This is a genomic window from Micromonospora sp. NPDC023956 (genome assembly GCF_040639195.1).
GTDB lineage: Bacteria > Actinomycetota > Actinomycetes > Mycobacteriales > Micromonosporaceae > Micromonospora.
The window spans coordinates 1-10,638 of the sequence record NZ_JBEZZN010000033.1 but is presented as its reverse complement, the minus strand read 5'-3'; the positions used below and the strand labels follow the sequence as shown (position 1 = coordinate 10,638).

Genomic DNA, 10,638 nt, shown 5'->3' with positions numbered 1-10,638 from the left:
CATGACCATCGCCACCCGCACCGGCCACCTCACCGCCGAACTACACCAACTCGCCCGCCCCATCCACATCGCCCACCAAGGACGCGTCCACACCCTCCCGCCCCTCCTCGACCAACTCCGCGACGCCTGCACCCCACCCAGCGGCACACCCACCGGCAGCACCCGCACCGCACCCGGCAGCCGCCCACCCATCCGCGTCAACGCCGTAGACGCCCTCAGCGCCATCACCGTCGGCATCTCCATCTGCCACGGCCGCCTCAACCTGCCCAGCCCACCCCGCAACGTCGACTGGCAGAAAGGCGTCCTGGCACTCATGGCCGAACGGGCACACGACCTCACGCCGCAGCTCGCCGACTGGCTCACCCTCGAAGTCCACGACTGGTGGCGCACCGCCGCCCTCCACACCGGCTGGACCCCCACCCAACTCCGCAGACTCCAGTGATGTCCGAAATGCACACCCAGTTCGAAATGTGCTAAGGTCCCGCCATCGGCGGTCTACCCACCTACGCAGTGGGCACCGCACTCACAGCCCGGCCGAGCGCTCAGCGCCGCCGGGCTGTCGTGCGTCCAGGTGCAGGGCGCGAGGGGGACGCGGGCAGGTCGACTGTGGCGGAGGCCTGCCCGCACACCCGCCACGCAGGGAGGTGAACCGGTGCCCGAACACCAGATCAACCCCAACGTCCCCGGCCGCGGCCAACTCGTTTCCCAGATCAACGCCGAACTCAAAGCCATCTGGCAGCGCATCAACGAGAACGCCACCGCCTTCACCCAGATGGCCGCCACCGTCGAACGCCTCGCCCGCGTCACCATCACCTCTGGACAGGCACCGGTCCCCGCCATGGCACTACCCGGCACCCAGTCAGTCACCGTCAACCTCAAGAACGCCATGCCCGACGACGCGTACAGCGCCACCGCGACCCTCGCCGGCGGCGTCAACCTTCTCTCCGCCCTCACCGTCGTCGGCATCACCGCCCAGACGGCGACCACCGTGACCGTGCAGGTTCGCTGCACCGGGGTCCTCTCGGCCGGCGCCATCGTCGCTGTCCACGCCGTCAGGCACTCCTGATGCGCCGGGCACTCAAGGTCTGCTCACAGCCCGGCTGCCCCGACCTCACCGACACCGGCCGCTGCACCGACCACCGGCGGCAGGCAGAGCAGGCCCGCGGCACCAGCAGCCAGCGGGGCTACGGCAGCCGGTGGGCACGACGCAGAGCCGACTACCTGCGACGGAACCCCACCTGCGCGCTGGACGGCGAGCGCGCCACCGTCGCCGACCACTGGCCCGTCAGTCGCCGCGACCTCGTCGCCCAAGGCGTCACCGACCCGGACGCCGACCACCGGCTCCGCCCACTGTGCGCCCCATGCCACGGGCGCCAGACCGCCGAGCACCAGCCAGGCGGCTTCAACGCCCGCTGAAGGGAGCGTGACCCGCATGGCGACGATGGCCGGAGCGATCCTCGCCGACCTTCCCGACCCGGCCACCGTGCAGCTCTGGGCCGACGCCGAACGCATCGCGCACGAACTCCACGAAGCACAGCGGCGCATCATCCTCGACCGGCGGCTCCTGCCCGACATGCTCGCCTGGGAGCGGCTGCCACGTCCCACCCAGAACGCCCGGATCGCCGCCGTGGTCGAACTCCTCGAACGCGACATCATCGCCGGACCGGAGCCCACGTGAGCAGCCGAACCCCCGAACAGATCGCCGCCGACGACGCCCTCACCGCCGCCATCGAACAAGCACTGGCCGCGTACGGCGACGGTGTCCCATCCGTGCTCAGCGAGTACGTCGTCATCACCGCGCAGCACCGCTTCGACGACGACGGCGACAGCCTCACCGCCATCGGATGCTTCAGCCGAGACAGCGACGTACCCCTACACCGCATGCTCGGCCTCGTCGAGTACGCCTCCACCCGCCTCCGCAAGCGAGCAGCCGAAGACGACGAAGCCTGACCGTCACCACCTGAACCGAAGACCCCTGCGGCTGATCACCGCAGGCAGGAAGCCCCAAGTCTCCCGGCTTGGGGCTTCCGCATATCCGGGAGGAAGTCATGCGCACCCGAGCCGACTCGCCCACCAAGACATGCACTCAGCCCGGTTGTCCGAATGCCCTGCGCGCCCGAGGTCTCTGCTCCACCCACTACAACCAGCTCCACCAGCCCAACCGGCACGCCACCCACACGGTGCCGTGCACCGTCTGCGGCGCGCAGATCCAACGCACCACCAGGACGAAGCACCGACCGGCGTGCTCGGTCACCTGCCGGACGCTGCTCCAACACGGTGCGAGCCGCAGCACCAGCGGCGGGTACGACTGGGCGCGAGATGCAGCGGCGCGTGCCCGAGCGGCGGGGGCGACGGTCATCGAGATGTTCGACCGCAGCGACGTGTTCGTTCGCGACCAGTGGACCTGTCAGATCTGCGGCCTGCCGACCGACGTGACGGCGTCACCGTTCGACCCGGCCAGCCCGACCGTCGACCACGTCGTGCCGCTGTCGAAGGGCGGCGAGCACACGCTCGCGAACACCCAGTGCAGTCATCTCGGGTGTAACTCTTCGAAGTCGGATCACGCAGCGTGACCAGGGGTGGGGGCCGGCCCCCGAGCCGGTGAGCAGGTAAGACCGCCGGGAAGGTGGCTCGCTGTCCAGACCCCTGAGATGCCCCGAGGAGGTGACTCAACGTGACTGCCGTACCGCTCGGGTTGGGTTCCGGAGGCCGGGAGCTGTGGACTGCGATCGCCGACGACTACGAGCTGGACCCCACGCAGAAGGTGCAGCTTCTGGAGGCGTGCCGGGCGAAGGACCGTCTCGACAAGCTCGACGGGCTGCTGCGGGGTGATGTGAGCGTCTGGGCGCGGCTGACGCACCGGCTTCAGACCGACGACTACGAGCTGAAGATCGATGCGGCGCTGACGCAGGCGAACGCGACGGCGAACCTGATGAAGCAGCTCCTCGCGGCGTTGCGGCTGCCGGATCCGAAGACGGGGAAGCGTCCGCAGTACCGGGGACCGCGGGGCGCTCAGGCACCGTCGGTGCCGGGCGGCCGGAAGGCGGGCACGGTGACGAACCTGCGTGACCGGCTGCGAGATTCCGGCTGATGCCGTGGGATCCGGAGCGGGCCGACGACCCGCTGAACCTGGGGTTCCCGACGCTCGGCTACGACGTCGCGGCGTGGATCGAGACGTACTGCTGCCACGGCCCGGGGGACGTCGTCGGTGCGCCGGTCGAGTTCCACCGGGACACCGAGTTCCTGCGGTTTCTCTGCCACGCCTACCGCCTGGGCCCGGTGACGGGCCGGCGTGTGTACGACGAGGCGGTGCTGTCCCGTCCGAAGGGTCGGGCGAAGTCGGAGTTGGCCGGCTGGGTGGGGGTCGCCGAGGCCCTTGGTGAGGTGCGTTTCGACGGTTGGGATGCCTACGGGCAGCCGGTGGGCCGTCCGGTGCGAAGCCCGCTGCTGAAGTGCCTGGCCACGGAGGAGTCGCAGGCCGGGAACACGTTCGAGAACATCGCGTTCATCTGCGGCGAGTGGGGCAAGGACACTCACCCGGAGGTCTACGAGGGCATCTCGGGGGCGAGGAACTACCAGTCCGCGACGGCGCTGTACTTGCCGCACGGCGGTGAGATCCGGGCGTGCACGTCAGGGTCGGCGTCGAAGGACGGCGGCAAGGAGACGTGGGTGTGCGCGGACGAGACGCACCTGTACGTGCTGCGCGAGCTGAAGTCGATGTACGGCACGGTGTCGCGGAACCTGGGCAAGCGGGACCAGCCGTGGCTGATGCAGACGTCGACGGCGTACCGGCCGGGCGAGCAGTCGGTGTTCGAGGACACCCTGACCGCGTGGCGCAAGGGGGAACTGTCGTCGTCGGTGCTGATGGACCACCGGGAGGCGAAGGGGCGCATCGACCTGGACGACGAGGCGCACACCAAGGCGCAGTTGCGGCAGGTGTACGGCGCGGCGGCGGGATGGATGGACCTGGACCGGGTCTACCGGAACATGCGGGATCCGCGGATCTGCCGGGACGAGGCGGAGGCGGCCCGCTACTACCTGAACCGGCCGCTGTCGACGAGGGACGCCTGGATTCCGCTGGACGTGGTGGAGCGGCAGGCCCGACCGGATCCGGTGGCCTCCGGTGAGGCGATCGCGTTGGGCTTCGACGGGTCGCTGCGGGACGACGCGACGGTGCTGATCGCCTCGCGGATGTCGGACGGGTTCCTGTTTCCGGTGGGGATCTGGGCGAAGCCGGCCGGCCCGGAGGGCAACTGGTGGGAGGTTCCCCGCTCGGACGTGCTGGCGGCGGTCCGGGAGGCGTTCGCCCGGTACGAGGTGTCGCGGCTGTACGCCGACCCGCACGAGTGGCGCTCGGACATCGATTCGCTGGCCGAGGACCTGGGCCCGGAGCGGGTGGTCTCGTGGGAGACCCGCCGGGACGTGCCGATGGCCGCCGCGCTGGATCGGCTGCGTACGGACCTGGTGAACGGTTCGGTGTGGCATTCCGGGGACCCGGTGCTGGTGGAGCACTTCGGTAACGCGTACGTGCGCCGCAAGGGCGGGCACCGGCTGGTCCGCAAGGAACACGACCAGTCCAACCGAAAGATCGACAGCGTGGTGGGTGCCGCGCTGGCGTACGAGGCCCGCGCCGACGCCCTCACTGCCGGCTGGTCCGCGGAGCCCGAGGACAACCGCGTGATCGTGTTCCGCTGATCGGAAGGAGTGGTTCGTGGCGCTGACCGATGACGAGCGGACCATCCTCGGCCGGCTGGAGCTGAAACTGCTGCGTACGCAGCGCCGTAACCTGCGGTTGGACGCCTACTACAACGGTGAGCAGCGCTTGGAGCAGCTCGGGCTGGCGGTGCCGCCGGAGCTGGCCCGGTTCCTGACGATCGTGGCGTGGCCGGGCACGTACGCGGACGCGATCGAGGAGCGTGTCGACCTGGAGGGGTTCCGGCTTCCGGGCGCATCGGGAGCCGACGCCGACTTGTGGCGGATCTGGCAGGCCAACAGCTTGGACGAGGAGTCCCAGCTCGCCCACCTCGACGCTTTGGTGCTCGGCCGGTCGTTCATCGTGGTCGGCTCCGGCGACGACACCCCGGACGCCCCGTCGCCTGCCGACGGTGACGGGGACCGGGATCCGGCGGTGCCGTTGGTGACGGTCGAGTCGTCGAACGAGGTCACGGTCGAGTTGGACCCGCGTACCCGCCGGGTGGTGGCTGCGGCGAAGGTCTACCAGGACGGTCCGGCCCGCCGGGCGACGCTGTACCTGCCGGACCGGACGGTGTGGGTGGAGCGGCGCGACGCCCGCTGGGTGGAGGTGGACCGCGACGTCCACGACCTCGGGGTGGTGCCGGTGGTGCCGCTGACCAACCGCCCCCGGCTGGCACGCCGGGAGGGCCGCAGCCAGTTCGAGCGGGTGATCGGCCTGACCGACGCGGCAGCCCGCGCGTTGACGAACGCGCAGATCGCCACCGAGGTGCTCGCGGTGCCGCAGCGGTACGTGCTCGGCGCGACGAAGGGCGACTTCGTTGACCGGGACGGCAACGTGCTGACGACGTGGGAGTCGTACTTCGGCGCGATCTGGGGGATGGCGAACAAGGACGCGAAGGTCGGCCAGTTCTCCGCGGCTGACCTGACGAACTTCAAGACGATCGTCGACCACTACGCGTCCCTTGTCGCGGGGGTGACCGGGTTGCCGATGCGCTACCTGGGGCAGTCGACGACGAACCCGCCCAGCGCGGAGGGGATCCGCGCCGACGAGTCCCGGCTCATCAAGACCTGCGAGCGGTTCGAGCGCACCGCTGGGGGCTCGTGGGAGCTGACGATGCGGATCGTGCGCCGGATCATCGACGGGGAGTGGGATCCGGCTCTGGCGCAGATGGAGACGCTGTGGCGGGACCCGGCCACGCCGACCCGCGCCCAAGCCGCCGACGCCGCCGTCAAGCTGTACACCGCGCCTCCCGGGCAGCGCCCGATCGTGCCGCTGCGGCAGACCCGCGAGACTCTCGGCTTCTCTCAGGTGCAGATCGCGCGGATGGAGGAGGAAGACGAGGCCGACCGGGCACGGGACCCGATGCTGGAGATCGCACGTGCGTTACCTCCTGGGCAGCCTGGCGGTGCAGAAGCCACCGAGCCGGTGACCATCGATGTCGCTGGCTGAGGTCGCCGAGGAACATGCCGCTGTGCGCCGCCGTTACGCGCGGATCGTCGCCGACGAGGCGGTCCGGCTGTGGGGGCAGGTCGATGCGGCGAACATCGCCGGGTCGTGGCGGGTGCTGCTGCTGCGGCTACTGGTGGTGCTCACCGGCGCGCAGCAGGCAGCGGCCGGCCGCGCGGACGCCTACCTGGATGAGGTGCTCGACGTGCAGGGCGTCGATCCGACGGCGGTAGCCCGGGTGGATCCGGCGGCGCTGGCCGGGGTCGCGTCGGATGGCCGGGACCTGGCGGACCTGCTGTACCAGCCGGTGATCAGCACCCTGGTCGGCATCCGGTCGGGCATGGCCGTCGGGCAGGCGCTGGCCGGTGGCGGGGCGTCGCTGGACATGATCACGCGCACGCAGGTCGCCGATGCGGGCCGGGTGGCCGACCAGGTGGCGATGGTGGCCCGACCGCAGGCGACCGGGTATGTGCGGATGCTGGTGGGGCGATCGTGCTCCCGATGCGCGATCCTCGCCGGGAGGAGGTACGGGTGGTCGGCTGGTTTCCAGCGCCACCCCCGATTACCGGTGCGACTGCGTGCACATCCCGGCCCGGGAGGACACGGCCGATGACCTGCGCACCGACCCGAAGGCGTACTTCGGCAGCCTGACCACCGTTGAGCAGGAACGGCTGTTCACGAAGTCCGGCGCTGAGGCGATCCGGGCGGGCGCCGACATCGCCCAGGTCGTGAACGTCCGAAGCGGCATGTACGAAGCGGCCGGCCGTCAGTTCACGACCGTCAACGCTGGCCGGCGCCCCAGGTTGATGCCGGAGCAGATCCTGCGGGAGGCCGCCGGGAACCGCGAGGAGGCGCTGCGGCTGCTCAGGCTGCACCGCTACCTGCGCTGATGACGTCCCCGCCGTGAGGGCGGGCGAGTTGCAAGGAGTGCTGCCGGCATGGCGGACACCACTACCGAGGCGACCGAGAGGGCCGCTGAGGACACCACTGCCACGACCAGCCCGGAGACCAGCGGCGAGAGGCCGCAGGACGTACCGCCGGAGGTCAAGCAGGCGCTGCGGAAGGCCAACAAGGAGGCCGAGACGCTGCGGCTGCGGCTGAAGGAGTACGAGGACCGGGACAAGACGGAGGCGGAGAAGACCGCCGAGCGGCTGTCCGAGGCGGAGACGAAGGCCGCCGCTGCGGAGCTGCGTGCTCTGCGTCTGGAGGTCGCGGCCGAGAAGGGCCTCACCCCGGCTCAGGCGAAACGCCTCGTCGGGTCGAGCCGTGAAGAGCTGGAGGCCGACGCCGACGAGCTTCTGTCGACGTTCCCGGTCGCACCGACCGTAACCGAGCGGAAGGTGCCGAAGCCGGACCCGTCGCAGGGCTCTCGCTCCGGCGAGCCGGCCGGGTCGGTGGCCGCCGGGGCGAGCCTCTACGAGCAGAAGCACGGCAAGAAGAGCTGACCGCGCGGGCGGAGTACCGCGCTGAGACCCGCGCCAGGGTGGCGCGGTTTCGCTCGCGAAGGAGAGCACGATGAACCTTGCGCCTGTCACCGAGTCCTTCGGCCAGGACGACCAGTCCTGGCTGGGTTCGGCCGAGGGCACCGACCGGGCCATGTCGATCACGCTGGACACCAGCGCGTTCGTGGCCGGCACCCACTACCCGGACGGCTACTTCAAGTCCGGCATCATCCTGGGCCGCATCACCGCGACGGGCCTGTACGGGCCGTACAACAACGCGGCGTCCGACGGCACCGAGGTCGCCGCCGGTCTGCTGCTGTGCGCGGTGGACGCCCCGGCCGCGACGACCACCGACGTGCAGGGCGCGCTGCTGTGGCACGGACGGGTGCTGGTGTCGAAGCTGCCCATCGCCCAGGCCACCAACGGTGGTCCCGACGCTGGCGGCGCCTACAAGACCGACCTTCCGCAGATCCGCTTCGACGCCTGAGACGGGGTGACTGACTGATGCTGCTCAACCAGGACTACATCACCCCGGCGGAACTGACCGGGTACTCGCGGGCCGCGCTGGCCGACCAGGACCGCAACCAGTTCACGCTGTCGCGCTGGCTGCCCCGGCAGGTCGTCGACGACCTCCAGTACCGGTTCACCCGCGGCGGTGAGGGCCTCGTCGACGCGGCGACGTTCCGCGCGTACGACGCGGAGTCGCCGATCGGCGCCCGGCCGGGTGTCACCCGCATAACCGGCGAACTGCCGCCCATCTCCCGCAAGGTGCGGCTCGGCGAGTACGACCGGCTGCGGCAGCGCCGCGACATCGGCGCGATCCGGGACGCGATCCTCACCGACACGGAGCGCATGACCCGGGCGGTCGCCGCGCGGCTGGAGATGGCCCGCGGTGAGGCCCTCTACCGGGGCCAGCTTCAGATCGCCGAGAACGGCGTGGTCGCGACCGTCGACTTCGGCCGCGCCGGTGGCCACACGGTCGCCCCGGGCACGCTCTGGTCGACGGTGGCGACGGCGACGCCGCTGGCGGACCTGCTGACCTGGCGGGACACCTACATCAACACCAACGGTGAGGCACCCGAGGCGATCCTCACCTCCACCACCGTGCTGGGCTACCTGCTGCGCAACGCGGAGATCCGCGCCCTGGCCGCCACCACGGCGGGCACCCCGTCGATCGTGTCGCAGCAGACCGTGAACGCGGTGTTCGCCGCGTACGGGCTGCCGCCGATCTACATCTACGACGCGCAGGTGCGGGTCAACGGTTCGGCGACCCGGGTGATCCCGGCGGACCGGCTGATCCTGCTGCCCGCCCCGGGTGACCCGGACGTGCCGGGCTCCACCCAGCTGGGGGCGACGCTGCACGGCACCACTGCGGAGTCGCTGGAGCCGGAGTTTGGGCTGACCGGCGACGAGCCGGGCATCGTGGCCGGCTCGTACTCGACGAAGGACCCGGTGGCGGTGTGGACGAAGGCCGCGACGATCGGCTTGCCGGTCCTCGCGAACCCGGACCTCACCCTCGCCGCCGACGTCGCCTGAGAGGAGGGACGGACATGGCGAAGAAGCTGCGGATGTTCGTCACCGTTCACGAGCGCGACGGTGACGGCAACCCGACCGGCCGGTCGGGCACGTTCGGCCCGGACGACTCTCTGCCGGGATGGGCGCAGGCGGGGATCACCAACCCGGACGTGTGGGAGGACGGCCCGGCCGCCGAGCCTGGCCCGCCGCGGCCGTCGGCTGGTGGCGACGACCCGGCGCCGGGCGGTGGACGTGCCGGCGACGGCCCGCCGCCGAAGGGCGGTCCGGGCTCCGACGCCGACGCCTGGCGCGAGTACGCGGCCAGCAAGGGTGTCGAGGTGCCGGCCGGCGCCAAGCGGCCGGCGATCATCGCCGCCCTGGAAGCGGCGGGCGTCCGCACCGAGTAGGACTCCGGCCGGGCCGGGAAGACACGGGCCCGGTCCGGCCGGACCACCACCGCGAGGAGGCGACCGTGCCTGCTGACCTGTTCACCCCCGCCGAGCTGGCGGCGTACCCGCCGCCGGTGGACGTGCCGGAGGAGACTGCCGCCCTGGTGCTGGCCCTGGTTACTGCTGAGATCCGGGGCGTGGTCGGCGACGACCGGTACGACGCGCTGACCGACGTGTCGGCGTTGAAACCGGTCGCGTTGGCGCTGGCCAGGCGGATGGTGGACAACCCGGGTGGTGTGCGGTCGAGGGCCCGGCAGCTCGACGACTACTCGGAGACGGACACGTACGCGTCGGAGTCTCTGGTTCCGGCGGAGTTGACTGACAGCGAGATCGACCGGATCCGCCGCGCGGTCGGCCTGAGCCCGGCGGGGGCGTTCACCATCCGGCCGGGCGCGCCGACGGTGGACCGGCGGTGCCGGTCGGTGCCCGCGTGGAGGCGGTGCTGATGGACGCCGCGGCGGTGCTGGCGCGCGGCCGGGCGATGGCCGAGACGCTGATGGTCGACGAGTGCGTGATCCGCCGCCGTACCGGTGAGACGAACGACGACGAGTCTGGGGTGGTCACACCCGACTACGAGCAGGTGTACGGGGGCAAGTGCCGGATCCAGCAGCCGACCGCGACGGCGCAGGAGCAGGAGTCGGGGCAGGCGGCGCTGCTGCTGGTCCGGTTCGAGCTTCAGGTGCCGATGAGCGTGGTTGGGGTCGCCGCTGACGACGAGGTGCAGGTGACTGCGTCGGTCCACGACCCGGACCTGGTGGGCCGGCGGTTCGTGGTGCGCGGTCTGGCTCACAAGACCCACGCGACCGCGCGGCGGATGCAGGTGGAGGAGCGGACGAGCTGATGGGCGAGACGTTCGAGTCGGGTGAGTTGAAGCGTCTGGCGGTCGGTCTGGATCAGGCGGCGGCTGCTGCGCCGGTCGAGGTGCGCAAGGTGGTCCAGCGTGGGGCGCTGAACATCAAGAACGACGCGCGTCGTCGGGTGCAGGGCCTGCGGCACGCCCCGGCGTACCCGTACGCGATCACCTACGACTCGACCGAGACGCCGACCGGTGCGTCCGCCGACATCGGCCCGGACAAGGAGCGCCGCCAGG

At 71.1% G+C, this 10,638-nt stretch carries 18 protein-coding genes; all 18 read left to right on the top strand.

Annotated features, from left to right (window positions below; all coding sequences use genetic code 11):
• A partial coding sequence (locus tag AB0F58_RS29855; protein ID WP_357150209.1) for a hypothetical protein occupies positions 1–442 on the top strand: 442 nt, incomplete at its 5' end.
• Positions 443–652: 210 nt separating this feature from the next.
• Positions 653–1,066, top strand: a complete 414-nt coding sequence (locus AB0F58_RS29850; RefSeq protein ID WP_357150206.1) for a hypothetical protein — start codon at positions 653–655, stop codon at positions 1,064–1,066.
• The gene (locus AB0F58_RS29845) at positions 1,066–1,416 is read left to right on the top strand and encodes a hypothetical protein (RefSeq protein WP_357150204.1); all 351 of its coding nucleotides are present in this window, start codon (positions 1,066–1,068) and stop codon (positions 1,414–1,416) included. The genes AB0F58_RS29850 and AB0F58_RS29845 overlap by 1 nt, the downstream gene beginning before the upstream one ends.
• A gap of 16 nt (positions 1,417–1,432) precedes the next feature.
• A complete protein-coding gene (locus AB0F58_RS29840; RefSeq protein ID WP_357150201.1) occupies positions 1,433–1,678 on the top strand; it encodes a hypothetical protein in 246 nt (81 codons plus the stop codon).
• Positions 1,675–1,950 carry a hypothetical protein gene (locus tag AB0F58_RS29835; protein ID WP_357150198.1) on the top strand — a complete coding sequence of 92 codons (276 nt, stop codon included), beginning with the start codon at positions 1,675–1,677 and terminating at the stop codon, positions 1,948–1,950. The genes AB0F58_RS29840 and AB0F58_RS29835 overlap by 4 nt, the downstream gene beginning before the upstream one ends.
• A 413-nt stretch (positions 1,951–2,363) precedes the next feature.
• A complete protein-coding gene (locus tag AB0F58_RS29830) occupies positions 2,364–2,573 on the top strand; it encodes an HNH endonuclease (RefSeq protein WP_357150195.1) in 210 nt (69 codons plus the stop codon).
• 101 nt (positions 2,574–2,674) lie between these two features.
• The gene (locus AB0F58_RS29825; protein ID WP_357150192.1) at positions 2,675–3,091 is read left to right on the top strand and encodes a hypothetical protein; all 417 of its coding nucleotides are present in this window, start codon (positions 2,675–2,677) and stop codon (positions 3,089–3,091) included.
• Positions 3,091–4,695, top strand: coding sequence for a hypothetical protein (locus AB0F58_RS29820; protein WP_357150189.1), 1,605 nt, complete (start codon positions 3,091–3,093; stop codon positions 4,693–4,695). The genes AB0F58_RS29825 and AB0F58_RS29820 overlap by 1 nt, the downstream gene beginning before the upstream one ends.
• 16 nt (positions 4,696–4,711) lie before the next feature.
• Positions 4,712–6,145: a phage portal protein gene (locus tag AB0F58_RS29815; RefSeq protein ID WP_357150186.1), complete on the top strand. Its 1,434-nt coding sequence runs from the start codon at positions 4,712–4,714 to the stop codon at positions 6,143–6,145.
• Complete coding sequence (locus tag AB0F58_RS29810) at positions 6,132–6,755, top strand: hypothetical protein (protein ID WP_357150183.1); 624 nt, start codon at positions 6,132–6,134, stop codon at positions 6,753–6,755. The genes AB0F58_RS29815 and AB0F58_RS29810 overlap by 14 nt, the downstream gene beginning before the upstream one ends.
• On the top strand, positions 6,721–7,032 hold the full coding sequence (locus AB0F58_RS29805) for a hypothetical protein (RefSeq protein ID WP_357150180.1): 312 nt from the start codon (positions 6,721–6,723) through the stop codon (positions 7,030–7,032). The genes AB0F58_RS29810 and AB0F58_RS29805 overlap by 35 nt, the downstream gene beginning before the upstream one ends.
• A gap of 48 nt (positions 7,033–7,080) precedes the next feature.
• Entirely contained in the window at positions 7,081–7,587 is a 507-nt protein-coding gene (locus AB0F58_RS29800; RefSeq protein WP_357150178.1) for a hypothetical protein, read from the top strand.
• Between the two features lie 70 nt (positions 7,588–7,657).
• On the top strand, positions 7,658–8,071 hold the full coding sequence (locus tag AB0F58_RS29795) for a head decoration protein (RefSeq protein WP_357150175.1): 414 nt from the start codon (positions 7,658–7,660) through the stop codon (positions 8,069–8,071).
• 17 nt (positions 8,072–8,088) lie between these two features.
• A complete protein-coding gene (locus AB0F58_RS29790; RefSeq protein WP_357150172.1) occupies positions 8,089–9,120 on the top strand; it encodes a major capsid protein in 1,032 nt (343 codons plus the stop codon).
• Between the two features lie 14 nt (positions 9,121–9,134).
• Positions 9,135–9,506: a hypothetical protein gene (locus tag AB0F58_RS29785; RefSeq protein ID WP_357150169.1), complete on the top strand. Its 372-nt coding sequence runs from the start codon at positions 9,135–9,137 to the stop codon at positions 9,504–9,506.
• A gap of 65 nt (positions 9,507–9,571) precedes the next feature.
• Positions 9,572–9,994 carry a hypothetical protein gene (locus tag AB0F58_RS29780; RefSeq protein WP_357150166.1) on the top strand — a complete coding sequence of 141 codons (423 nt, stop codon included), beginning with the start codon at positions 9,572–9,574 and terminating at the stop codon, positions 9,992–9,994.
• Complete coding sequence (locus AB0F58_RS29775; RefSeq protein WP_357150163.1) at positions 9,961–10,389, top strand: DUF6093 family protein; 429 nt, start codon at positions 9,961–9,963, stop codon at positions 10,387–10,389. The genes AB0F58_RS29780 and AB0F58_RS29775 overlap by 34 nt, the downstream gene beginning before the upstream one ends.
• The coding region (locus AB0F58_RS29770; protein WP_357150160.1) for a hypothetical protein at positions 10,389–10,638 on the top strand (250 nt) is incomplete at its 3' end. The genes AB0F58_RS29775 and AB0F58_RS29770, both read left to right, overlap by 1 nt.

Excerpts from the sequence above, each read along its gene's own strand:
- AB0F58_RS29845 (WP_357150204.1), top strand. The coding sequence starts at position 1,066 with ATGCGCCGGGCACTCAAGGTCTGCTCACAGCCCGGCTGCCCCGACCTC.
- AB0F58_RS29840 (WP_357150201.1), top strand. The coding sequence starts at position 1,433 with ATGGCGACGATGGCCGGAGCGATCCTCGCCGACCTTCCCGACCCGGCC.
- AB0F58_RS29830 (WP_357150195.1), top strand. The coding sequence starts at position 2,364 with ATGTTCGACCGCAGCGACGTGTTCGTTCGCGACCAGTGGACCTGTCAG.
- AB0F58_RS29820 (WP_357150189.1), top strand. The coding sequence starts at position 3,091 with ATGCCGTGGGATCCGGAGCGGGCCGACGACCCGCTGAACCTGGGGTTC.
- AB0F58_RS29810 (WP_357150183.1), top strand. The coding sequence starts at position 6,132 with ATGTCGCTGGCTGAGGTCGCCGAGGAACATGCCGCTGTGCGCCGCCGT.
- AB0F58_RS29800 (WP_357150178.1), top strand. The coding sequence starts at position 7,081 with ATGGCGGACACCACTACCGAGGCGACCGAGAGGGCCGCTGAGGACACC.
- AB0F58_RS29795 (WP_357150175.1), top strand. The coding sequence starts at position 7,658 with ATGAACCTTGCGCCTGTCACCGAGTCCTTCGGCCAGGACGACCAGTCC.
- AB0F58_RS29790 (WP_357150172.1), top strand. The coding sequence starts at position 8,089 with ATGCTGCTCAACCAGGACTACATCACCCCGGCGGAACTGACCGGGTAC.
- AB0F58_RS29785 (WP_357150169.1), top strand. The coding sequence starts at position 9,135 with ATGGCGAAGAAGCTGCGGATGTTCGTCACCGTTCACGAGCGCGACGGT.